Origin of the sequence: Shewanella maritima, assembly GCF_043643735.1 — a bacterium.
In the GTDB taxonomy this organism is placed as follows: Bacteria; Pseudomonadota; Gammaproteobacteria; order Enterobacterales; family Shewanellaceae; genus Shewanella; species Shewanella maritima_A.
Genome location: NZ_JBHZSM010000009.1, coordinates 148,436 through 173,817 on the forward strand (window position 1 = coordinate 148,436; position 25,382 = coordinate 173,817).

A 25,382-nucleotide genomic window follows, 5' to 3' on the forward strand; every position below is an offset into this window, starting at 1 on the left:
AGCTCCTTTTAGTATTCTGAGATCAAATTGTATAAATGACATCATTACAAACGTAAACTAAAAAGCTTTGATAAGTGAAAAATTGCATTGCAAGAACTTTCAGCCTTACTGTTAAGATTTCATTCGCTTACACTGAATCGCATTGATAGAATGGTTTATTCACATTAAGTCATATTCTGTTTACTGCAATGTGTAAAGGTAAAGTATATGAACCCAATTTCCATAGCTGATATTAATCTGATAAATGAAATAAGCCGAGTAATGAGCTTTACTGAAGCAGGTGAAAACTTATCATTACCCCGCTCTACAGTAACTAGGAGAGTTAAAACTCTCGAAGAGTACCTTGGAGTAAGCTTGTTCTATCGCTCCACACGAAGATTAAGCCTGACCTTAGAAGGTGAAAGGTTTCTCAAGCATGCAAAGCAGATCGAGTTAGAGTGGAATCAAGCAAGTGAAAAAATGAAATTAACGTCCAGTGTACCCAGTGGAAAATTAAGAGTTTCTGCTTTGAGCCTGTTTAATCGGGTAATTTGCCGCGAACCTCTTTCAAATTTCATGAGTAAATACCCCCAAATAGAGCTAGAAATTAGCTCTACCTCAGCTGCACCAGACTTAAATATGGCTAATATTGATTTGATGTTGAATACACGTCAAATTGATAATAAAGGCTATATACATGAAGCTATCGCGTTCTCTGAAAAACGATTTTATGCTAGCCCTGAATACCTTTCAAAAATGGGAGTTCCACAAACCCCTGAGCAACTCCTCGATCATAAGCTTATTTTAGTCAAGCACCCTAACTCAGCAAATGATATATGGCGTTGGCAAGAACAAGGTGTAGACAGAGAAATAAAAGTTAGCAGTAACCTAAAAATCGATCAGATAGACTGTGCAATTGAGATGATGTTACTAGGTAATGGTATATGCTGGTTACCTGAGTTTAGTTGCAAGCAATATGTCAAAGAAGGCAAGTTAAAGCGTATTTTACCTCATGTATCTTGTTCAAAAGGCACTTTATGGGCTATTTACCCCAAAAACCCCTACGATAGCCAAAGGCTGAGGTTATTCATAGATATGATCAAAGAAAGTGGCCTATTCGGTGAAGCTCCAATAATACGCTAGAAAACAAAGATGCAGTTAATCTGCCTGAAGTTATCTTCCCCTCCCACAATTAAGCAACTTCACTTAATTAGGTTTAGTTTCTGGTACATGACTGAAGCCAGTTAAGCAATCTCATTTAACTGGCTAAAGGCTATTGAATTAATACTTCTTATTAATTTGCTAAAATTGGTACCCATAGCTTAGACGAATGAAGTTACCGCCTTCATTATAACCTGCCCAAGAATCACGATATCCATAATTCAGAGTAATACGTTGACCATTTGAAAAGTCGTACCTGACACCAGTATTCAATGACTTACCACTATCTTGATAACGATAGGTATTTTGATAATCATCACTACGATTGAAATGGCCATCCAACTTAGCAAAGGCTGACCAATGCTTATTAAATCTGTAATTTGCAGTCAAACGATACGCCATGCTCTCAAATCCTTGAACCTGATTATCTGAAGTACCCGCATGACCAAATACATAGTTCCCCCCCAATGAGGCACTAGCGCGCAATTTACCGAAGCTTTTCGCATAAGTTAAACCAAGGTAATTCGTCATTTCAAACATTGCCAGACTGCCAACAGCGAAACCGTCATACCATAATTTAAAACCACTATCACCAAGGTTATAGTTTAAAGTAGTGTAAGCCTTAAAGCTCTGACTCCCTGGGTTGCCACTAACATCATCTTGCATTTGACCAATGTTATCTATTTGACCACCAACAAAAACCGTCCCCCAATCTGCTTGTGTTAAATGTGCAAGTGCTAAAACAGGTTGTGAAAATTTATTTGAAGCTTCTGATTTATCCCCCATCTCATGATTCCAGCCCACACTGACGCTAGTGCTTTGTTTTAACACTTCTGCTTGTGCTATTGGAGCTAACAAAAGTAATGGCGTCGCTTTCTTTAATATATCAAGCATTATAAAATCCCAAAAAAATTATTAAGCATGTTTAATTTAAAATATTAACAATGGAACAATCATTTCCAAAATTAGTGCGGAAGGGATCTTATTAGCTAAGCAAAGTAAATAACTAGATCGAAATCACCTTAATTACCAACAAAACATTTATTACCATTATTTCAGGTGGCGATCAAAATAAATAAATAAATTTGATCATAAAACAAATAATTAAAACAAAACCACGAAAAAAGCCCGGCTGGAGCCAGGCAGAATTCAAAACACGCATAAATCAAATAATGTATGAGTTATAAAATTAAAGCAGGGTTAAAATCCAAATGACCAATAAAACCTTAAACTATCTCCCCCTTCATTATATCCAGCCCAAGATGTTCTATCTGCATATTGAATAGTTAATATGGAATTATCAGTTATATGATAATTCATTCCTAAATTTAGCTTATATCCAAAGTCATCATAATTAAATACATCACGATACTCATCGGTTCTATTAATATGAGATTCAAATAACATAGATAGTGATAACTTATCATTAATGGGATAACTCATCGTAAACTTCGCAGCCATGCTATTGAAGCCTTGAATCTGGTTACTAGCAGTGCCAGCGTGACCAAAGACATAGTTAGCACCCACTGACGTCGCAGTCTTCAAATCACCAAAACTTTTGGCATAAGTCACCCCCAAATAGTTTGTCATTTCAAACATTGACAAACTACCTACGGCAAAATTCTCATACCATAATTTAAAACCACTATCTCCTAGGTTATAATTTACAGTAGAAAAAGCTTTAAAACTTTGATTCCCTGGTTCACCTTCAAGATCATCAGCGACTTGAAACAAATTATCAATTTGGCCACCAATAGAAAAACCACCCCAATCAGTGGTTGTTTTATTAACGATAGAAAATATAGGCAAAGAATATTTACCTGAATCCTCTGAACGAGAACTAAACTCATGAATATAACCGAGATTAAAACTTGTTTTACTATCTAACACTTCAGCATTTGAATGAAAACTAACAGATGATAACCCAGACAAACAAAGTGCAGCTGCACACTGTTTTTTATTTAAAAACATACACCCTCAAATTTAATTAACTAGCTTCCAACTCTTCGCACCTATCTATTTCTACTTTAGCCACTGCTTTTGATTTATCACTTATTAGCTTTTTCATAAACAAATGGACTTCAGGCTGTAGACTTGATTGAGTAAAATGCAATAACCTATTCGCTTTACCGAATTCTCCTAATTGTCTGAATAACTCAACAGCAACTAATCGTTCCTGAACAACATTCATATCTAAGATATCTAGCAACTTAACCATGTTATCTAAATGCTGAATATCGAAATTAACATCCGTTAGTTTCGTATTACGATATCGATGATTATGACGCTGCCAAATTTTAATTCTTAAATGTAATTGATGCTCTGAAGCTTGATGGACATAAGATTGTAGTAAAGTCTGTAATTGCACTAAATTCAGATTCTTATACTCAGCAGCATCTGTAACATCAGGTGCTGTCAATGCTTGCAATTCTGGTAACCACACAGGTTTATTGCAGTGGCCACAATTGGCGACTAACGGTTGCTCTGGCACCATTGGACTATCAACATAGCCATCTGTCCACAATGTAGCCATTCGAGCGTTAACTTGTTCTAGCGGACGAATAGTGACTGGCTTTTCACAGTGATTACACTGCAGGTATTTCGTTTGACCATATTTCATCATTTACCTCGTTTACTCTGATAACACCTTAGAGACGTTGCTGATATAACGTTCGAACACCCCGTGCTCGATAATCCGTTCCATGGAGTTTACGAAGAACAAACCGATTAATACCAAGCTGGTAATAGCCAATGTTTGAACAAATACATTGGATTTTTTCTTGGATTTAGCCTTATGGTTGGGGTTCATGTTTACCTCCTTTATGCATATGCTCGCGTACGGAAATGCGCTGTTCCCAATGCTTAGTTGCTTTTCGTCGGAGTTTGACAGCCTCATTAATAGTCAAGCCAACAGGGCAGAAAAATCTGCACCAAAAGTCTGGTACTAACATGGCGCCAAATAATGCCATTGGCATGATGTACCATTGCAATCCAACACCCTCTAGAGAAAACAACATCGAGAATGGTTCATAACCTGATATTGACGGATTACGAGAAATTAAGCTGATACACAGTGCAGTCCAAATCATTGATAAAACGATTGTTCTTGAGTTCTTTACTAGCCATCTCGGCACGGAAAGATTTAGACCTGTGATAGTGTTTAATAAGCCTTGCACGGCACTGAAAGGGCATAATTTATGACAATAGATATTTCTACCCATAATCACAATACAACCTACAATCGCTCCCATTAAGACCCACCATGCCGGATGAGCTTGCGGACTAGGGATGTAGCCTAATAGCAAGCTCAAAAAGTGAGTAATACTTACAGCTGAGTTCGTGTAGTATCCGACAATCAATAACGCTGCAATTGGTAACCCTTTTTTTAGCCACTTAGCAGGTTTTCCACTTAGCTTTGTACAAGAAGCAATAGCAGCCACAACAAGTATTAATAAAAGTACTTCTTTGGATCCAAAATGCCAGGACTCACCTTGCCATTGTTGTTCAAGTCCTTGTTCTATAGCCATTGGATGAAGTGTTGTTCGCATAGCGGAGCTAATGCCTCTAGCCGTAATAGTTGCACCAGAGTAACCATCAAGGTCGTCACCTAATTGAAAGTTATCGTTTAACTGATGATTCTCTAACTGATTGAAAAACAATTGTTGTTCTAAGCTGATAACGTATGACAGTGTCTCTTTATCGAGCAGCAGATACGATTCACCAGTTTTAAAGCTACCCTTATGTTTAAACACTTCTGTAGCAACCACCATTGGGCCGCCATAACCTTCCGTTTCAGCAATTAACAATAGAAAAGGTTCCTGTCCTCCATTACCAATTTCATATCGTGCATATCCCTGTCCACTGTCACTTAATTTAGTTATTGAGGAGGTGGGATATTGTTGCTCAATCAAAGTTTGATAATTAGGCTGAGCGCCAAATTCACCGACTAGAAAGGCAAGAAAAATTCCTAAAACGGCAAAGCCCTTGATTACTGCTCGTATTGTTAATTGCATAACAAACTCCTCAGACAGTGCAGCAAGAACTGCACTGAGTCACCTTGTTAGATCTTGATATTTTTTGGCGCAAATTTGCGCCACACAAAAGCGATGAGAAGCATTCCAGGCATACAAAACACTGCTAACCCCATGGCACCTGATTGTGGGATATCTTCAAGAAAAGAAGAACCTGACCACCCCAAGCCAAATATGACCATCAGCGCCCCTACAATGATCCCTCCCCATGCATAAATCGGCATGAGTACTTTTATAGACAAGTAGGCAATTCCCAACACACTTAGTGAAAACACCATGCCCAATATGAAAAACAATAATAATTCCATGGTTAACTCCTTATGAACGTCCAACTGCGCCATATGTATTACGGTTAGTAGGGTTAACACGCATTCCTCTACCTGTTTGCCAGAATTTCTTGACAGCTGACTCATCTGAGGTCTTGCCATAACCAAAGGCGGGGTGCATTTTTGACATAGCTTCATGCAATACACTTGGAACAAATGGGTTAGCAGACACAATCATCCAGTGATGCCAATAATCAGGCTCATTAAAAGTGCATGAAGTAATACAAGCGGAGCAGTCAGTATTTGATTCAAACCAGTAATCTAAGCAACGTTTAGCATCATTATGGAATTTCTTAATTCCTTCATGATTACTCCAGCTATAACCAGGTTGTTCTGCATGTTCACCTTCAAAGTAAAAGCTCGTGTCATCAGCCATCGTGATAGCTTTACTTGGGCATTTATGAGCGCATTCCATACATGTTTTACAAAACTCTTCAATGCCCCAGTTATGCGGCTCACCGTACTCTACAAAGTCAAAATCTGTGTACACCTTGCACAATCTGATACGAGGACCATACCCTGGTACAACTAATGCTCCATTACGCGCTCCTTCGCCTAATCCAGCTGCAATACCATAGGCCACTGAGTTTCCTAAATCATTACCTGATGCGACTGCGTGATACCCTAAACGACGAATGAAGTCGGCCATAGTAGAAGCAATTAATGCCATTTTAGAATAGCCGTCACCGGTCGCTGCAGAAGAGGTTTTTGTAGGGCCTGCAGCAAGTGAATCATAATCCATAGGTACAGCTAAAACGATCACGGTTTTGGGCTTAAAAGGAAAATCCTCTTCCCAAGTTAACACTTCATCTTTAGGGTTAGTTTTTGAGGTAGTATCGACATTAATTATTGGATCGTAGTCCCAACGTTTATCTTGACGTGCAATACCCACCCTCGCCGCACCAAAAAGTTTCGCAGCACTTCTTATCGCATCAGTAGCTTCCTCTTTCGAAGCAAATTTATATTGCTCATCAACTTTACTTGACTGATCCCATGAATACATTTGAGTATTTGGCTTACACAATGCATTCATTTTCAAATCACGACCAAAAACTGTTCCCCAAGAGGCATCAGCTAATGCGTAATCTAACTGTGTAAAACCCACCTTATTATTGTCAAATGGAAGCTTTTTTGAGTTTCGATAAATCTGAAAACTGTAGTCAGGATCATTTTTATTTAATACACCAAATTGATAGTTACGTTCTGGCTGAGTGATTGCTTGCTCTCGACTCGCTGTGTAGTTCCATAGAACGTTCCGTTGATCCATTGGTAAGAAGTCTTCATTGGTTTGTGGCCAAGTATCCGTCTTAAAACCTTGAATAGAAGCGCGCCCTACACCATATGCACCTAGACCAGCCACAAGTACAGCACCACCTCCAATTGCCGCACGGCGAAATAACTCACGGCGTTCAGGATTATCAACTTGCTCCTGATTTTGATTCATGCTTTTCAATTCTTTCATAATTAACCTTAAATTTACTTCGGCAATTAAGTGCCGACTAAATATCAATAATTAAGTCATTCATGATCATAACCAAAAATAAAATTTGATATACCACCACCCATGGAATTCACTTTTCCACTTTCATCAACAATAATAAAAACACCAACACAACCCCATGCTTAAAATAGATTTTTTATAGAAAACAATAAAAAAATATAAATTACGAAATGTGACAAAGATTGTGAAAAATTAAAATAAAGAATAAACACAAACAGAAACACACACCAAAAAACCTATACAAAACAGAACTCTAAGCCAAAATCTTGCAGTTCAACAACTTCATTAACCATTATTAATAAAGCTAACGCACAAATAACGTGAAAAAAGTCACAATTTAAAATTATTCACACCCTATAATCCACAAAAATGAACAACATTAAAATATAGTTAATTACATAAATTTATTTATATTGGAATTAAATTGGGAACATGGTGAAAATCCATGGCTGTACCTGCAACTGTAAACAGAGCGAAATACAATTAACCACTGGCGTAAAGCTGGGAAGGTGTATTTTTTGAAGCTGTAAGCCAGGAGACCGACCAATATAAGTTATGGCAAGGACTTCTCACATTAACGTGTTGCGATGCAGAGTTAAAAATTAAGTTAACTCTTTAATTGACTTAACCACACAAGCTCAATTTATCAGGAATAATACAATGAGTTTTAAAATACCTTTTTTTCTAATCACATTAGTTCTGTGTCAGCCATATGCCAAAGCTGCGCCTGAACAACCGTCAACTGTCGACGAGGTTATTACTGTGACAGGTAGCCGTTTTGATAATTCTGTCGACTCAAAACTAACCGTAATCAATACAATTGAACGTGAAGAAATCGAGGCGATAAGCCCAAAATCCGTTATAGATGTTTTGGAAAAATTTCCAGGATTGAGCGTCACCCGGTATGGCGGTGCAAGCCAAAATGCTTCCGTCAGTATGCGAGGAACTAATTCTAACCACGTTTTGGTATTAGTAGATGGTCAGCGCATTTCTTCAGCGACTTTAGGGAGCGTAAATTTTGGCTCAATTTCTCCTGAAAATGTTAAACGCATTGAAATAGTAAAAGGACCAAGAGCCTCAATTTGGGGAAGCGATGCGATCGGAGGGGTAATTCAAATTTTCACCCGAAAGCTTGAAAGTGGAGAATGGTTCACCAGTACTGAATTGGGAAGCAATAATTACTTACGTGGCACAGTTGGTGCGGGTATCTCCCATGGTGAAGGAAGTAGCGCAGTAACCATCAATGGTGAAAAAAGTGACGGTTTTGATATTCATGATGGCGCACCAGAAGAAGCTGATGATGATGGTTATAAACGAATAGGTGTCGCAATAAACGGGGAGCAATCAATCAATGAACAATGGTTAGTTGATTGGAACTTACGTTATGACCAAGGTAACAATGAATACGACGACGTATACTCTAGTGGCAGTAGTAATAAAACAGATTATCGAAATTACATGTGGAACATTGGAACTCAATATAACGGCAACAGTTACTCGACAGAAGTTAATATTGGGCAATCACAAGAGCATAATTCAAATTTCCGCGATGATAACCCAAACATTCCCGTTTTAATATATGAAACTTCGCGCGATCAAATAAGCTGGACAAATCAACTTAAAGCCTCTGATAACTTACGCTTGATTGGTGGTATTGACTGGTATAAAGAAAAGGTAATTGGTGATTATTCAGTTAATGAACGACATGTTTGGGGAGGATATGCCCTCGCACAATACACGTGGAATAATTTCTTATTTGAAGGCTCATTACGACATGATGATGTTGAAAATATTGATAGTGCAACATCACATAACTTAAGTGTTGCATATCATATTAACAACCAATGGAGCATATCTGTAGGCACTGGCACAGGATTCAAAGCACCTACATTCAACGACTTGTACTGGCCTGATTCTGGTAATCCAGATTTGGTATCAGAAACATCCAACAGTTATGAAGTCACTTTTAATTATCAAGGTAAAAGCCTTCAGGGTTATGTTAGTTTTTTTCAAAACAATATCCATGACTTAATCGCTTGGGCTCCAGAAACTGAAGGTAGCCCAGTTTGGAAACCAACCAACATAAATGATGCAAAAATTAACGGAGTAGAACTATCACTGAGTACCCAACTTTGGGGCGGTTCCCATCAGTTATCTTACACCTATTTAGATGCTGTCGACTCTAACTCGAATGAAGATTTAATAGGACGGAGCGAAAATGAATTGGACTATAGCATTGGATATCAATGGGATAAGTTCGATTTATTATTTAATTATCACTACCAAGGTAAGCGATATTCTGGCTCTGACACGTATCTAGACTCATATAATCAAGTCGATATAAGTATTGGCTATTTATTTGAAAACAACTGGCAGCTGCGCTTAAAAGCCAACAATATATTTGATGAAAAAATAGTGTCATTGAATAACTACAACATCAATGGAATGGAGTTTTTCCTTAGTCTTAGCTATCACGCTTTTTGAATAGATTCATATCAACTATCCATTGCTAACCTCTGCAGGAAAACTCATGAAAACTCATTTAAAGCAAACAATCCATTTGCAAGTAAAAAGCCTATGTTACAAAAATCAGCAACATCAAATACTTAACAAAATTAGTTTTGATGTGGAGCGAGGCGATATCATAGGCATCCTCGGACCTAATGGTGCGGGAAAGTCAACATTACTTCGTTGCTTATATCGATACTTAATGCCTAATCAAGGTAAAGTATTACTTAATAATCAAGATATTACCCACTTTTCTCGTAAACAATTTGCCTCAAAAGTGGCAGTAGTATTACAGCATCCGCCATCAGGCTTTGCTATGACCACAAGGCAATTACTTGCAACCGGCTTGTTCAATAAACACAAATGGTGGCAGCTCAATGAGCATGATGATGAAAAGAAAACCTTGGATAGCATGCTACATCGTATGAAGTTGATCCATAAGGCAGACAGTTTATTTAATTTACTTTCTGGTGGAGAAAAACAACGTCTATTGATCGGAAGAGCCTTACTGCAACAACCAGAAATTCTGCTACTAGATGAACCCACCAACCATCTAGACATTAAATATCAATTAGAAGTTTTGTCACTCATAAAGTCTCTAAATATTACGGTGATCACTACATTACACGACCTGAATATTGCTAGTGAATTTTGCAACAAACTGTTGTTTTTACAAGATGGAAAACTCGTGAAAATGGGGTTTCCGAAGCAAATCGTTACTCCCAAATTAATTAAACAAGTGTATGGCGTAAATACCTTAGTAAAACCACATCCAATTTCTAACTCTCCTCATATTTCATATGAACATCAGGAGTTTAAATATGGGGTTGCTTAAAGCCAGATATGTTACTGCGACTCTACTCTTAATGCTGGTTTCCTGTCCATTAGTCGCTATTAGCCTTGGAAGTGCTGAGATCACAATACAAGAGGCCTTTGGCGCAATTTTACGGCTGTTAGGACTATTGAGTAACACATCTGAAAACCAAATACTTAATGATAAGATTGTTCTCGAGCTGCGTTTACCTCGGATTATTATCGCCATGTTATGTGGAGCGGGCTTGGCAATATCTGGAGCTGTTTTGCAATGTGTTACTCGTAACCCTTTAGCTGATCCATATTTATTTGGTATTAGCTCAGGCGCTTCTTTAGGCGCAATTATGGCAATTACTGGAGGAATTTTATTTTTTTCTGTTCCCATTTGTGCTTTTTTGGGATCATTAACTGCTGTTGTAGTTGTAATGTGCATGTCACGTACAGCTCAAACAGAAAATCTTGTATTAGCAGGTGTTGCTACTTCATTCTTGTTATCTTCCATCGCTAATTTAATTTTGTATTTCAGTGACCCCAGTGCTATTCAAGCTGTCCTGTTTTGGTCATTGGGCAGTTTTAGTCATGTAGGGTTAAACGATCTTCTTTACCCTACTATTATAGTTATGGTTGGTTGTGTGATTATCATAGGTTGTCAACGTTCTTTATATTCGCTTATGGTAGGCAACGAAAGTGCACATACACAAGGTATTGCCGTAATACCTCTAAGGCTTTCCATGCTGATAATTACCGCACTGATCACTTCATCTTTAGTTGCCACTTGCGGAGGTATTGGCTTCGTTGGATTAATGGTTCCGCACATCAGTAGGATGTTAGTTGGCGCGGCACATCCAGCTAGCCTGATTATTTCTGCCATGTTAGGCGCAGTATTAATGCTTGTCGTCGACGTTATTACAAGGGTTATATTGCCATCACAAGAGCTTCCTGTCGGTGTGATGACAGCTATGCTTGGCAGTGTGTTTTTTATTTTTTTGCTTTTTAAGAGAGAAAATGGAGTGGCCAAGTGAGTACATTATTAAGCCAATCTACTTCAGCTCTATGCTATAAAGTTCATGCAAGTATATATAAGCTAATCACGTTGCTTAATTTCATCTTTTACCCACTTTTTCAAACAAAATATACATTTGTATTAATTGCAATATTGGCTGGAAACAATGTATACGCACAAAGGTATTCTGAGAGTCCTACGCCATTAAAGCGCTTAGTGGTCCTTTCTCCACACGCCGTTGAAATTCTTTATACTATTAATATGGGGCACCGCATTGTCGCAACAGTCGATTTCGCTGACTTTCCAGAACAAGCAAGATCAATCCCCCGAATTGGAAATTCTGATCTTATTGACTACGAAAAACTACTTATTGCTAGACCTGATGCTGTCTTGCTAAGTAAAAATATGATTAACGATGCAATCATAAATAAGATTACTCAATTGAACATTGAAGTAATAGACACTAGTGTTGATACCCTGAGTGATATTCCATTACGTATGCGTCAACTTGGTGACATTACTGGCAATCAAACATTCGCAAACCAACAAGCGAAACAGTTTGAAAGTCAGTTACTGATGTTAATCTCTAAATATAGCCATAAGCCAAAAATTTCAGTATTTTATACAATGTGGCACAACCCACTAGTCACCTCATCAAGCCCTTGGTTCAACGAAATACTTAGTATTTGCAGCGCAACAAATGTATTCGAACAAAGTTTTTCACCATACCCACAAGTCACTGCAGAGCAGGTTATAGCCAGAGCGCCTCAATTAATACTTTACCCTGAACAATTCGGTGCAAGTCAAATAGCGATAGATGAATGGCAGCAATGGCCTGAATTACCAGCAGTAAGAAGCGATAACATAAAAAAATTAACAAGCGATTATATTAATCGTACTGGCCCAAGGGTAATCAGTGGCATAACAGAAATCTGCGAGCACACAGAACTGATTCGAGAGCAGTTTTAAAACTTAATCAATGATCATACAAATGATGTAGTTAAGAATAGTTTACTAATTTTTTGAGTAATACAAAGTGATATCAAGAAAGCCATTCGTCAGAAATTAACACCACGAAAAAGATTAGATAAGTAATTTGATCTAAACCATTCCAAATAAAGTCTATAAGGAAAATCAATGAGCCAACTCAGTCTAATGATCCAAGGCACAACCAGCGATGCAGGTAAAAGTGTGTTAGTTGCAGGACTATGTCGTGTGCTTGCGAGAAAAGGCATTAAAGTTGCCCCATTTAAGCCGCAAAATATGGCACTCAATAGCGCGGTCACTGTTGAGAGCGGTGAAATTGGTAGGGCGCAAGCTGTGCAAGCTCAAGCCTGTAACCTTCCTCCAAGCAACGATATGAATCCAGTATTAATCAAACCCAATACCGATATCGGCGCACAGATCATTATTCAAGGTCAGGCTAAACATGATATGGATGCGGTGACGTACCATGAGTTCAAACCCAAACTACTGGAATTAGTCATTGAAAGCTTCAATCGTTTAGGTCAGCAGGTCGATGCACAGATTATTGAAGGTGCGGGTAGTCCTGCTGAAATTAACCTGCGCGAGTATGATATTGCCAATATGGGGTTTGCACTTCCCACACAAACGCCCGTTATCATCGTCGCCGATATTGATAGAGGGGGAGTATTTGCACATCTTTACGGCACCTTTGATCTACTATCCGATGCAGAAAAGCAACTGGTGAAAGGCTTTGTGATTAATCGCTTTCGTGGCGATATCACCCTGCTACACAGTGGCTTAGACTGGTTAACTGAAAAAACTGGCGTGCCAGTAATTGGCGTCATTCCTTATTTGCACGGTCTATATTTAGAATCCGAAGATGGCGTTAGCCAGCAGCAGGTGGATGATAAAGCAAACTTCACTGTGGTTGTTCCGGTGTTATCACGGATCAGTAACCATACTGACTTTGATGCCCTGCGGTTAAACCCTGCTATAAATATTCATTTTATCGGCCCAGGTAACCCATTGCCACCAGCTGATCTAATCATTATCCCCGGCTCAAAATGCGTCAGAGATGATTTAGCTATGTTGAAACAACAAGGCTGGGATAAGCAAATTGCCAAGCACCTGCGTTATCATGGCAAGGTCATTGGTATTTGTGGTGGCTATCAAATGCTTGGACAGACGATCAGTGATCCTCAGGGCATTGAAAGCCAAGCGGGTAGCAGTGACGGTTTAGGTTATTTAAATATATCCACTACCATTACCGCTCAAAAAACCTTGAAACACGTCTCAGGTACACTCACGTTAAACCACACCTCTAGCCCAATTTCTGGCTACGAAATCCACGCGGGGATTACCGATTCAAACGAAACTACACCGATCAATATTGATGGTAAATTGGAAGGTGCTATCAGTGAATGTAATCAGATATTTGGCACATATTTACATGGCTTATTTGATGACTCACAAGCCTGCGACGCGCTATTGAAATGGGCGGGAGTCGGTCACAGTCAAGCTAAGGATATTCATCAAGTAAGAGAGGATAACCTAAATCGCTTAGCTGATTGTCTTGAGCAATCGTTAGATTTAGATAGCGTGTTTAATTCCTTACCTCAGTGGCAAAATGGCTAACAGGCTCAAATGCATAATGTTGTTAACTTGGAAGTGATGTGTTTCCATGCAGAAATATTAGCTTATGGTTTATGAGCTAGGGTTGTTAGATTAGGGCTAGTGTATTGCTGGTTGTAAGCAATGTTGATAAGTGACAACTACTGACTATTGGCTTTTTGCTCTGCTTTTTGCTCTTCTTCACGGCGCACCAATAAAAAGGTTAAATACATTTTGGTAGGCAGTGACAGCACCATACCAAATGCGACACATACAGCGCTGATAATAATGCCTTTGACACCCATCGCTTCCACAGCATCATTAAAATTATGCAAATAAATACCCATTGCGATAAGACACAGCCCTATCGCAATACAAGTTTTAAGCAAGGTGATTAATTTCCTGTCTGACAAGTCACTCATCCACATCTCAATGCATATCACTATTATGGTTGAGGATGAATAACTTGTGCTGATGGAGATCAACTTTCTGACAATGAGTAAAGAAGGCGCATTGTCAGAATGTTCATGCGACTACAATGTAGCTCGACATGTTATAAATTGCCTTATAACGTAAAGAATTGGCTTTGTTGAGCCACGCTATCACGTGGTTCATCGACATTAGTTACATTAAACATCACAGACATTCTCTTCAGTTTATCCATTTCATTCCCTGACCGTGTATGAAATAGTGTCACTGGATAAATAAGTAACTCGCCTGCTTTCACGACCACTTCAACATTAATGTCTCGGTTAATTTCCAGCCCGTTTTCTTTATCAAGATAAATAAAGTACTGCTTATCTTGTTGAGTTTTATTACGGATCACTAAGGTATAGGTATTCTCAATGCGGTATTCACTCACCTCGCGATAGAGGTGCTGCCTATCTCGCAACACATTCAACTCTATATCTGTTTTAGAGAAAGCGTCCAAAGTAAATACTAAAACCATGGCCAGTACACCGGCTGCGTAGCCAACAAATTTCCATGATTTCACACCACCACTGCGCTTACCTAAGAGCTTATTCTCACTGAAATAACCGATTAGGTTTGGCTGGTAGCCAAATTTAATCATTGTCTGATTACAGGCATCCACACAAGCGCCACAGTTGATGCATTCATACTGCAAACCATTACGAATATCGATACCTGTTGGGCACACATCCACACACAGATTACAGTCAACACAATCACCAAGAGAGGTCGGTTGCTTACGCTTTCTAGGCCCTCTTGATTCACCTCGTTTGGTGTCATAAGTCACTGTGATGGTATTGCTATCAAACATAGCGGACTGAAAACGGGCATACGGGCAACAATGTAAGCACATTTTTTCACGCATAAAACCAGCATTCAAATAGGTGCAAACGGCGAAAAACCATACCCATGCTGTCACTAAACCACTGGCATTAAGCGTAAATATATCCATATACAAGCTTGTTGCTGGCACAAAATACGCAATAAAACCGCAACCAGTCACTAGGCTCATTAATCCCCAAATACTGTGCTTGGCAATGCGTTTTATCAGCTTATTTAGCGTCCATGGCGCTTTGTCTAATGCATGACGCTTATTACGATTGCCCTCAATTTGCTGTTCAACCCAAACAAAGCTGAAACAAAAACTGGTTTGCGGACACAGGTAACCACACCAAACTCGCCCCCATATGACAGTGGCCAAAAACAACAGAAAAGCCGCGATAATAAATACCCAAGCCATCAAGGTGAAATCTTGCGGCCATAAGGTCACACCAAAAAAACGAAACTGTTGTTGGGACAAGTCAAACAAAATAGCTTGCTGGCCTTGATATTTTACAAAAGGCAATAGAAGAAAAACCATAATCACCAAGGCATTGATAGTGGTACGCCAGCGCTGATATAAGCCCTTTTGCAATTGAAAGTGACGATTTTTACGCTTATCTTTCACGTTTCTTTCTAGTTGGCTTGCCTCTGTAACACTTGGCTTATCCACTTCAATAAAGGTTGTGGGGATACGCTCTGCTTTTACAATGGTATCTTCTGCTTGACGAGGTTGGCTCATATTCAATTCCATTACGGCTATGTACAATTTAATGACATGCACTAATGCAATTTCAAAACCAATCAGAAATACTTTTAAAGTGTTGAATTTAAAGAGATAAAAAACCAACACGCTCACAAAGGTCACGATATAACGTGACTTTAGCGATATATCGTGACTTTTGCTTTATTATTACTGAAGGGGAAAACGCGCCATTAACTGGGGCGCTGAATGGATAACTTGTGCATTTTCGACCTTAAGGTACTGGGTGGCACACCAAGTAAGGCGGCTGCACCATTTGCACCCGATATTCGCCAATGTACTTGTTCTAAGGTTTGTAATATATGCGCAGTTTCTGCCTCCGCAAGGGTTTGCAATACCGTACTCGGGGGAGTTTCGTTGTTTAGGGACGGAATATCCAATACTGAGCCATGGCACAGAATGCTTTGCCTCTCAATAATATTTTGCAACTCTCGTACATTACCAGGCCATGAGTAAGCCATTAAATTATTTAAGCCTTTTTTACTAACTCCAGTAATTTTTTTACCTAACTTACTGTTTATTTGCTGCAAAATGTCACCGACTAAAATGCCAATATCGCTCTTGCGCACCCTAAGAGGTGGCACGTTGAGCGGGAACACATTCAACCGATAGAATAAATCCATTCTAAACAGTCCTTGCTCTACTCGTTTTTGTAAATCATGGTGAGTGGCTGTCACAAGTCGAATATCCACTTTAATCGGCTGACTACTGCCCACTCTCTCAAACTCTTGCTCTTGTATCACCCTGAGCAACTTCGACTGTGCCTCAAGTGACAACTCAGCCACTTCATCCAGAAAAAGCGTGCCTTTATGCGCCAGTTCAAATCGCCCTTTTCGCCTTGACGTGGCCCCCGTAAAGGCACCTTTCTCGTGACCAAAGAGTTCACTTTCTAACAATGATGCAGAGAATGCCGCACAGTTAACACTGATTAAGGGCTTATCACTGCGTTCACTGAGGCGATGAATATTCCTTGCCACCAACTCTTTACCCGTGCCGTTTTCGCCGGTAATAAGCACTGTACTATTGGTGTTGGCTACCAATTTAATTTGCTCAGATAACTGCTGTATCACAGGGCTTTCACCTGAGAGCGTCACATCCCCCGTGCGTGATTTTAACTCGGTATGTAAGTAATCATTTTCGCTGGCCAGCTTTTCCGATAGCGCTTGTACTTGAGCCAAAGCTTGGCGTAGTGACTGTTCAGTTTGCTTTTGAATACTAATATCACGAAATATCGCGACAACACCGATCAGTTGATTATCTTTGTATACTGGCGTTGAAGTGTAATGCACAGGGAAACTACTGCCATCTTTGCGCCAAAACACGTCACGACTGATTTCACGGGCAATACCATCGTTAAGTGTATTGTAAATAGGGCAATCTTCTTGTGGATAATGGCTACCGTCAGCATGACTATGGTGGTGGCAACTATGGATATTAGTACCAAGCAACTCTTGGGCTTTCCAACCTGTCATCCGTTCAGCCGCAGGGTTAATAAACACGGCATTTCCAGACAGATCAAAGCCATAAATCCCTTCACCTACGGCATTTAACAGCAGCTTGTTTTCGGGTAAAAAATCCATGTGTGCATCATCAACATTGACTGCCATATAACGTCCTCTAAAGACTAAAACAAGGGTTAGGCTAAGGTGAAAAATCTGAAACAACAGATAAAGTAGCGATATATCGTGACCAAGATTATGCCATGCATTTGCAAGGCATGACACTCAAGACTGAATAAAGTCTGCGGCAATGCTTGATTGGTAATTTAATTGGACGCTTTGACTCGCTTGTTTGATTAATTTCTTTAGTTGATAACTAGACACAAAAAAATGCCAGCTGACATGGTCAGCTGGCATTGAATGGTAGGTAACTGAGTAAACTTACATAAGCTTACTTAAGTTTGTGTGGCCATTCTTTTTCAACACGTTCTTTGATGAACTTCTCTTTATCAGCAGTCATCTTGTCAAAGTTTAGACCCGCTAGTGGTTGTAACTTCTCTTTAGTGTCGTACTTGCTTGCATCGTACTTATACTTAGGAGCGTATTTAGCAAGTAGTTTATCTGCATTGGCTATCGCATCATCTAAGATGCCATTTGCTTTAGTTAGCAGACGTACAGCTTCTTCAGGGTTATGTGCATGGATACCGTGAGAGGCAGTTGCACTATCCCAGAACCACTGAGCATTACGTACTTGTGTTAGTAACTTATTCATTTCTTTAGCTAACTCGTTGTCAGCTTTTAATGCAGCTTCATAGTTAGCTTTGGCTTTACCAATACCAAGACCCGCTTCTAAACCTTCCACGCCATTCGCAGCCCAAATCGCTTGTGCCTTGAAGTGAACTTCAGTTAAACGTGGGTCAGTACCGTTTGCATCGAAACGTAACTTGTTGATTTCAGCTTTACGCTCAGCAAAGATTTCTTTGAAATCGCCCGCTTCGTGACAACTAGTACATGTCTTCGGTAACTGTTCAGCTTCAAACGTCACTTTGTGATGAGAGTACTTAGCACCTTGGTCATTTTTAGCTTTTGGCATGTGACAAGTTGAACAACCAAACTCTAAGTGTGAATCCATTGCATGAGAAGTACGATCTAACGTGTTTTCAAACTCAGGATGCTGTGCTTTTAGCATAGGTGCACCTGAAATCGCATTAGTCCAGTCTTTAAAGCCGCGGTTGTCGAAGTAAGCGAGTTGCGCTTCAGCAGCAAAACCTTCATATAGACCATCGGTACCTTTATAACTAACAAACTGCTTATAGTCTGTTTTCACACCAGGTACCCAGTAATCCCATGGGAATTTCACTTTCTTGCTATCAGTACCATCAAAGTAATATTCAACGTGACACTGTGCACATGTTTGGCTAGCCTGCATGACCTTGTCTTGCTTATCGAAAGGCTTACCAATGGTATTCATCGCACGTTCTGCATATGGACGGCTTAGACGCATGTCAGACTTACCTAACTCATGACAGTCTGCACAACCAATGGTATTTGAAATTTCATGGCCCCAAGTTGACCACGCATTGTCAGAGAATTTTGCTTCACCTACTTTGTCGTACATACGAGGAAGATCAGGTGTTTTACAGCCCCAACAGCTTGCAGCCATGGCTTCACCGACAACCTTACCGTCATGACCGACAATTGGGCTACCTGTACGCAAGGTTTTGATTAAATCAGTGACTGCAAAGTGGTGACCACGAGCACGGTTATAGTCTTTAGCAAAACCATAGCCTGCCCAAGCAGAAACTAAGTTAGGATTTTTAGCTAATAAATCTGTTGGTTCACCAGAAGCAGGGTTAGCATTTTCAGTTTCAGCCCATGTTTTGTGCTGATCTGGATACTGCTTTTGCCAGTTGTCACTATTATATAGGTCAGTCGCTATTGCTTGCCCGGTAAATGCAGCTGAAACAACAACGGCCAATGCGATCTTGTTAAGTTTCATATTCACTCCTCACTGGAATATTTTATTTTTATTCATCAAGCAACACTTACACGCTTTAATATGCAAATGCTTTATTCGAGTCATCTACAAAATAACCAACCCAAAATAATCATCACCGCTTGAATTAATATTAATTTAACCAAACTAATAAACCATAAATAGTTATTTAAAGTAAAAATGTGACCCTACCCCAATCAAACTAGCCAATGTGTTAAGTGGTCGACAAAATCAAGTATTTCAACTACCCCTTTATAGGTACTAAATTGAATTTAAAAGAGAAATATATAGAAACACAATGAAAGCAACAGTAACAGCTTAATTAGATATATCTACATTTATATATAAAGGCTTTTGAGGTGGAGCCACCAAGGTGCTCTAGCACCTAACGCTTGGGAGGATAGTCACTATTGACTATTAAGAACATATTAAACTTGAACAACACTTTAAATATAAATGAGATATGAATTAGCAGTTAAGCCATTAAAACAACAAGAACATTTTCAATTATTAACAATAGCTACTTTAATAACATCTAATATCCAGGTGTCAATTATAAAAACTTCATCCAGTAACAAAACAAAGCCTGACTTTTAATTCCATTAACAATTATCCAGCCCACTTATATTAGATAGTAATAAAGAATTAAGTGTTAATACACTTAAATAATATAAGTGACGATTAAGAAATTTAAAAACAAACTAGAGAGTCAATAATGATGTTGTAATTTTTGCCAACACAATGTTCTGCAATATCTTGATTACCAATCGTCAGCTTCAAATCGAGCGGTTCTGGCCTGTGATTCACTACATTGCGTTAAGCTCATTAACTCATTCAATGTGATGGCTGGATTTTGCCGGATCAGTTGCACTAAACGGGTAGATAACGGAATTAAGTAGTCGGCATAAGGAGTTAAGCCAGCAGATAGCTTTTTTGTAAAGCTATCCAGTGCAGATTGCTCTGTAAGATTTAATTGCTCAACGGATAAATACGAAGCGAGCTCGGCTAAACAATGCACGTCGCCTTCAATCTGCCAATTTCTAGAGCGTCTAACTCGAGTAATGTGACAGTGATGGAGTATTGCAGCCTGCTTAAGCACGCCAAGGTTATGTTGACCCATTTTTCTCAACAATGAAGGCAAGTGAATTGAAATAACTTTACTCATTACTTCCCCCTATAACGCTAAAATTAAAATTGGCTGTTCACTACACCACAAAATGGCTATTGAGTTATATCCAAACAAGTGCATCACAACAATATATCAGATTGATAAACGTAAATAGGCGCAAAACGTATCTGTAAAGTAAAATTTGTAAGGAAAATGTGTTCAATAGCACGGCGTTAATCGGTATGATATTTATGACTAAGCTTGTGATTAGTTGGTGTTTTTACTTGATGCTGCAAATATGAATATCTCTTATCCCTAGCCTTTAACTGTTAAAGACGTAGACTCATCAACATCAAAAAGTGCATACATAGTGTTATGTCACTTGAAATGAATTTGAAAGCTCTTGGAGAATGTTGTGATTAAATCAATCCCATCTAAATTATCGAATGCAAAACTTGCATTACTGGCGACGGCTATTTCAGTTTCATTACTGCTCAGTGCCTGCAGTGAAAAGCCGCAAGAAGAAGTCATTGAAACAGTGATCCGCCCGGTCTTCACTGAAATCATCACTCCAACTCAAGTCTCTGACCTGTATTTTAATGGAACGGTACAATCTGCATCGCAAGCAGAGCTTTCTTTCCGCACAAATGGCCAGTTAATTGAGCTGCTAGTAGGAGAAGGGAGTCAAGTTAACAAAGGCGATGTGTTAGCAAAAATCGACTCAACTGATGCTGAGATTGCACTTGCTTCTACGCAAAACGAACTAGAGAACGCCCGTATTGAATACGAGCGTGCAAACACATTATTCGAACGCTTGCAATCAATCTCTCAAAGCCAACTTGATGAATTAACCTTGATGTACAATTTAGCCAAAAACCGTGTAAGTGAAGCACAACGCCGAGTTGAAGACACTATGATTAAGGCGCCTTTCTCAGGCATTGTTAGTCGCCGCTTTGTTAATAACCACGTCGCTATTCAGGCAAATGAACCCATTATTTCAATCCATGACCTTTCAAGTATGGAAGTGGTCATTAATGTCCCTGAAAGTGTGATGACTCGTGAAGGCTATAACCCAGAAATTAAAGCAACTTCAGCGTTAACGCCTGGCATAATGTATCAGTTGTCAGTGAAAAAATATGAAACTGAACCTGATCCAGTGACGCGCACTTATGCAATCACATTAGCGTTTGATAATTTACAGAACTCTCGTCTATTGCCGGGCATGAATGTACGTGTATTTTCAGACTCCGTTGAGGGTGAGGCATACATTACTGTGCCATTATCAGCGATTACACCAGACAACCTAAACAACCAACATATTTGGATTGTTGATGCAAATAACACTTTGCAAAAACGTACTGTTGAAGTTGGCTCTTTACACGGTGACAGAGTCCAAATTAAGTCCCAGTTAAATACTGGAGAGCAAGTGGTTGTTGCTGGCATATTAGGCTTAACCGAGGGGTTAGAAGTTCGCCCAATGCAAAATGAGGCAAAATAATATGAACATCGCAGGTTATACCATAGCTAAACGTACTAGTGTCTGGGTAATCGTTGCCTTGACCTTGCTAGGCGGTTACCTCAGCTATCTCAATCTCGGTCGATTTGAGGACCCTGAGTTCGTTATCCGCCAATCAGTCGTTGTGACACCTTATCCAGGCGCCAGTGCACAAGAGGTGTCTGATGAGATCACCGATGTCATTGAGGGCGCGGCGCAGTCATTGCAAGAGGTGCATGAAATCACCTCAGTTTCAAAGCAAGGGATCTCGGAAGTTACCGTTGAAATAAAGCGTGAGTTTTCAAATGATGAGGCAGAGCTGCAACAAGTTTGGGACAAACTCCGCCGTAAAATTAATGATGCGCAAGGTCAATTACCACCTGGCGCCGCCAGCTCTATCGTTAACGATGACTTTGGTGACGTATTTGCCCAATTCTATGCGGTAACCGGTGAAGGCTATACTGACAAGCAGCTGCAAGATTATGTTGATGAACTACGTCGCGAGCTTGTTCTTGTGCCTGGTGTATCTAGAACAACGACGATGGCCGAAAAACAAGAAGCCATCTTTGTTGAGATATCCAGCGACCGTTTATCTCAGTTTGGGGTATCTGCCAACCAAGTTTATACCGTGCTTGAAAAGCAAAACATGGTTGCCGTTACTGGTAACCTAGAAACGGATGGCATGCGTATCACAGTGTCACCCATATCGAACATAAACTCGTTTGAAGCGTTAAAGTCGCTGCAGATCGGCATCGGTGAGAACAACACTGTTGTACGGTTATCTGACATCGCTAATGTCATTCGTGGCTATGAAGAGCCCGCTGCCGTGCTGATGAACTACAACGGTATGCGCGCGGTTGGTTTGGGTATTTCAAACGTTGCTGGTGGTAACGTGGTTGAAATGGGTGATGCAGTTAAAGCCCGTATCGCTGAACTTGAAAGCCAACGTCCACTTGGTATTGAGCTCAATGAAGTCTCTATACAATCAGATTCCGTTCGAGAGTCAGTTTCTGACTTTATTAACAATTTGATTGCTGCCGTAGTCATTGTATTTATTGTACTGTTGCTATTTATGGGAGTACGAACCGGCGTAATTATTGGTTTTGTATTGGTACTAACCGTTGCCGGTACACTCATCATAATGTTAATTGATGACATCGCCATGCAACGTATTTCTCTGGGTGCCTTGATTATTGCCCTAGGTATGCTGGTAGATAACGCAATCGTTGTGACTGATGGTGTGTTAAGCCGACTAGAAAAAGACCCTGATGCTGATCGCCAACAAGTGGTTTCAGATGTAGTAAACAGCACTAAATGGCCTCTACTTGGCGGTACAATCGTTGGTATCTGTGCATTCAGCGCTATCGGCTTATCACCATCCAATATGGGTGAATATGCTGGCTCACTATTCTGGGTAATTTTATACTCGATGTTCTTGAGTTGGGTGCTCGCCATTACTGTCACCCCAATGTTATGTCATGACTTCATTAAAATTGACCGTAACAAAGCAAACAAAGGTCCAAGTAAAGTTAGTGTGCTATACCGAAAAGCACTGACAAGCGTTCTACATAACCAAAAAAAGAGTCTAGCAGTCGTCATTGCTCTACTATTTTTAGGCTTAAATGCTTTCACGCATGTACCTCCAGGATATATGCCAGAGTCACAACGTGAGCAATTCGTCATTGATGTTTACTTGCCACAAGGTTCGGATATCAACCGTACTAAGCAAATTGTAGAAGGTATTGAACAAGATATATTACAAAAGCCAGGTGTTACGGCAGCAACTAGCTTCATTGGTTCAGGTGGTTTACGTTTCATGTTGACCTATTCGCCAGAACCAAATAACCCAAGTTATGGTCAATTGTTGGTTGATGTTGGTGATTTTGAAATCATTGAAGATTTAGTTGCAGAACTGCAAGTTGATCTTAATGCTCGTTACACCGATGCGGCCATTAATGTATGGAAGTTCATGCTTGGCCCTGGTGGTGGTAAGAAAATTGAAGTGGCATTTAAAGGCTCTGATAGTGCTGTGTTACGTCAGCTATCTGAACAAGCTAAACTCATCATGGAGAATAGCCCTCATGTAATTGCGGTGCAGGATAATTGGCGTGAGCAGGTACCAGTGGTACGCCCTGTATACTCGGCTGAAAAAGTTCAAAGTTTTGGTTTAACAACCGTTGAAATCAACAACGCGATTGAGCAAACATTGAATGGCCGTAACGTGGGAGTTTACCGTGAAGGTAATCATTTAATACCGATTGTTGCCAGAGCACCTCAACATGAACGTAGCCATGAAAAGGTAATTGAGCATGCTAGAGTATTCAGTTCAACAACTGGCAGCTATGTACAGTTAGAGCAGTTAATTGAATCTGTGCAGATTGAATGGCACGACGATTTATTACGCCGCATTAATCGCATCCCGACAATTTTAGCACAGTCGGATCCCGCTCCAGGTTTGTTAACATCTGAAGCATTAGACTTAATCAAAGCGGATATTGAAGCGATTGAACTACCTGTGGGTTACAGCATTGTGTGGCATGGTGAATACAAAGATGCTAAAGAAGCAGATGAAGGCTTAATGGCTGCGGCACCGTTCGGTTTTGCGGCAATGGTATTAGCAGTAGTATTTATGTTTAACGGTATTCGTCAAGCATTAGTCATCTGGTGTACTGTGCCATTAGCAGTGGGTGGTGTGGCAATTGGTTTGATTACATTCCAAACACCATTTGAATTTATGGCAACACTCGGTTTCTTAAGCTTGATTGGTATGATGGTGAAAAACGCCATTGTGTTGGTCGATCAGGCCGATAGTGAGATTAGAGATGGTAAAGCTCCATACTTTGCCATTATCGACGCAGCTATGAGCCGTGCTCGCCCTGTTATTTTAGGGGCAACCACCACCATTTTAGGTGTGGCACCGCTGTTGATTGATCCGTTTTTCAAGAGTATGGCCGTAACCATTATGTTTGGTTTGTTATTTGCGACAGCATTAACACTAGTGGTAATCCCACTTTACTATGCTCTATTTTTCCGCATTAAGCCTGTGGATGAAACTGAGCAACTCAGTAATGTCTAATCAACATAAATAGTAAGCAAAGCCCGAGACATTGTTCTTGGGCTTTTTTATGCCCTGTGGCAGTGCTACAACACAAGTTGCGTTTCACACTCTAAATTGAGCATTAACTAGCAAACATAACGTCGAATGCTCCAGCCTATTGACATAAAACGAAAGGTCCGTGCTTAAATGAAGTAGTGGATATTATTACAAGTGATAAAAGGACATGAGAGGTTTTCATGTCATGCTCAGAATTAGAGTAAGTAAAGAATCCACCTTCTGAAGAAGGTGGCTTTCATTCAGCCCCCTAAAAGGGGGCGTTTCAGTTATTTTGTAG

At 39.8% G+C, this 25,382-nt stretch carries 20 protein-coding genes and 1 riboswitch; of the genes, 8 read left to right on the forward strand and 12 right to left on the reverse strand.

Annotation, left to right across the window (positions count from 1 at the left end; translation table 11 throughout):
- The first annotated feature begins 207 nt into the window (after nt 1-207).
- Nucleotides 208-1,122: a LysR family transcriptional regulator gene (locus tag ACHUGF_RS11615; RefSeq protein ID WP_394131342.1), complete on the forward strand. Its 915-nt coding sequence runs from the start codon at nt 208-210 to the stop codon at nt 1,120-1,122.
- A gap of 159 nt (nt 1,123-1,281) precedes the next feature.
- On the opposite strand, the gene ACHUGF_RS11620 is transcribed toward ACHUGF_RS11615, so the two are convergent.
- From ACHUGF_RS11620 to ACHUGF_RS11650, 7 genes are all read right to left on the reverse strand, one after another.
- Nucleotides 1,282-2,034 carry a nucleoside-specific channel-forming Tsx family protein gene (locus ACHUGF_RS11620; protein WP_394131343.1) on the reverse strand — a complete coding sequence of 251 codons (753 nt, stop codon included), beginning with the start codon at nt 2,032-2,034 and terminating at the stop codon, nt 1,282-1,284.
- A 306-nt stretch (nt 2,035-2,340) separates the two neighbouring features.
- Nucleotides 2,341-3,111 carry a hypothetical protein gene (locus tag ACHUGF_RS11625; RefSeq protein WP_394131345.1) on the reverse strand — a complete coding sequence of 257 codons (771 nt, stop codon included), beginning with the start codon at nt 3,109-3,111 and terminating at the stop codon, nt 2,341-2,343.
- Nucleotides 3,112-3,127: 16 nt separating this feature from the next.
- Nucleotides 3,128-3,763 carry a hypothetical protein gene (locus tag ACHUGF_RS11630; protein WP_394131347.1) on the reverse strand — a complete coding sequence of 212 codons (636 nt, stop codon included), beginning with the start codon at nt 3,761-3,763 and terminating at the stop codon, nt 3,128-3,130.
- Between the two features lie 9 nt (nt 3,764-3,772).
- Entirely contained in the window at nt 3,773-3,949 is a 177-nt protein-coding gene (locus ACHUGF_RS11635) for a hypothetical protein (RefSeq protein ID WP_394131349.1), read from the reverse strand.
- Complete coding sequence (locus ACHUGF_RS11640) at nt 3,933-5,153, reverse strand: FMN-binding protein (RefSeq protein ID WP_394131351.1); 1,221 nt, start codon at nt 5,151-5,153, stop codon at nt 3,933-3,935. Before ACHUGF_RS11640 ends, ACHUGF_RS11635 begins: the two co-directional genes overlap by 17 nt.
- A gap of 47 nt (nt 5,154-5,200) precedes the next feature.
- Nucleotides 5,201-5,479, reverse strand: a complete 279-nt coding sequence (locus ACHUGF_RS11645; protein WP_394131353.1) for a hypothetical protein — start codon at nt 5,477-5,479, stop codon at nt 5,201-5,203.
- Between the two features lie 10 nt (nt 5,480-5,489).
- Complete coding sequence (locus tag ACHUGF_RS11650; RefSeq protein WP_394131355.1) at nt 5,490-6,959, reverse strand: reductive dehalogenase; 1,470 nt, start codon at nt 6,957-6,959, stop codon at nt 5,490-5,492.
- Between the two features lie 436 nt (nt 6,960-7,395).
- Nucleotides 7,396-7,560: riboswitch (cobalamin riboswitch) on the forward strand.
- Nucleotides 7,561-7,658: 98 nt separating this feature from the next.
- Here ACHUGF_RS11650 and ACHUGF_RS11655 point away from each other — a divergent pair.
- From ACHUGF_RS11655 to ACHUGF_RS11675, 5 genes are all read left to right on the forward strand, one after another.
- Nucleotides 7,659-9,482 carry a TonB-dependent receptor domain-containing protein gene (locus ACHUGF_RS11655; RefSeq protein ID WP_394131357.1) on the forward strand — a complete coding sequence of 608 codons (1,824 nt, stop codon included), beginning with the start codon at nt 7,659-7,661 and terminating at the stop codon, nt 9,480-9,482.
- A 46-nt stretch (nt 9,483-9,528) separates the two neighbouring features.
- Nucleotides 9,529-10,341 carry an ABC transporter ATP-binding protein gene (locus ACHUGF_RS11660; protein WP_394131359.1) on the forward strand — a complete coding sequence of 271 codons (813 nt, stop codon included), beginning with the start codon at nt 9,529-9,531 and terminating at the stop codon, nt 10,339-10,341.
- Nucleotides 10,328-11,341, forward strand: coding sequence for a FecCD family ABC transporter permease (locus ACHUGF_RS11665; RefSeq protein ID WP_394131361.1), 1,014 nt, complete (start codon nt 10,328-10,330; stop codon nt 11,339-11,341). The genes ACHUGF_RS11660 and ACHUGF_RS11665 overlap by 14 nt, the downstream gene beginning before the upstream one ends.
- Nucleotides 11,338-12,291, forward strand: a complete 954-nt coding sequence (locus tag ACHUGF_RS11670; RefSeq protein WP_394131362.1) for a helical backbone metal receptor — start codon at nt 11,338-11,340, stop codon at nt 12,289-12,291. The genes ACHUGF_RS11665 and ACHUGF_RS11670 overlap by 4 nt, the downstream gene beginning before the upstream one ends.
- 168 nt (nt 12,292-12,459) lie before the next feature.
- The gene (locus ACHUGF_RS11675) at nt 12,460-13,923 is read left to right on the forward strand and encodes a cobyric acid synthase (protein WP_394131364.1); all 1,464 of its coding nucleotides are present in this window, start codon (nt 12,460-12,462) and stop codon (nt 13,921-13,923) included.
- 137 nt (nt 13,924-14,060) lie between these two features.
- Here the strand turns inward: ACHUGF_RS11675 and ACHUGF_RS11680 are convergent, their stop codons facing one another.
- From ACHUGF_RS11680 to ACHUGF_RS11700, 5 genes are all read right to left on the reverse strand, one after another.
- Nucleotides 14,061-14,312, reverse strand: coding sequence for a hypothetical protein (locus tag ACHUGF_RS11680; protein ID WP_394131386.1), 252 nt, complete (start codon nt 14,310-14,312; stop codon nt 14,061-14,063).
- A 152-nt stretch (nt 14,313-14,464) separates the two neighbouring features.
- Entirely contained in the window at nt 14,465-15,937 is a 1,473-nt protein-coding gene (gene ccoG, locus ACHUGF_RS11685) for a cytochrome c oxidase accessory protein CcoG (protein WP_463602293.1), read from the reverse strand.
- Between the two features lie 188 nt (nt 15,938-16,125).
- Nucleotides 16,126-17,559, reverse strand: coding sequence for a sigma-54 interaction domain-containing protein (locus tag ACHUGF_RS11690; protein WP_394131368.1), 1,434 nt, complete (start codon nt 17,557-17,559; stop codon nt 16,126-16,128).
- A gap of 283 nt (nt 17,560-17,842) precedes the next feature.
- A complete protein-coding gene (locus ACHUGF_RS11695; protein WP_394131370.1) occupies nt 17,843-19,390 on the reverse strand; it encodes an ammonia-forming cytochrome c nitrite reductase subunit c552 in 1,548 nt (515 codons plus the stop codon).
- Nucleotides 19,391-20,147: 757 nt separating this feature from the next.
- Entirely contained in the window at nt 20,148-20,552 is a 405-nt protein-coding gene (locus ACHUGF_RS11700; protein ID WP_394131372.1) for a ribosome recycling factor family protein, read from the reverse strand.
- Between the two features lie 358 nt (nt 20,553-20,910).
- Here ACHUGF_RS11700 and ACHUGF_RS11705 point away from each other — a divergent pair, with 358 nt between their 5' ends.
- A complete protein-coding gene (locus ACHUGF_RS11705) occupies nt 20,911-21,993 on the forward strand; it encodes an efflux RND transporter periplasmic adaptor subunit (protein WP_394131374.1) in 1,083 nt (360 codons plus the stop codon).
- Between the two features lies 1 nt (nt 21,994).
- Nucleotides 21,995-25,066, forward strand: coding sequence for an efflux RND transporter permease subunit (locus ACHUGF_RS11710; protein WP_394131376.1), 3,072 nt, complete (start codon nt 21,995-21,997; stop codon nt 25,064-25,066).
- The last annotated feature ends 316 nt before the right edge of the window (nt 25,067-25,382 follow it).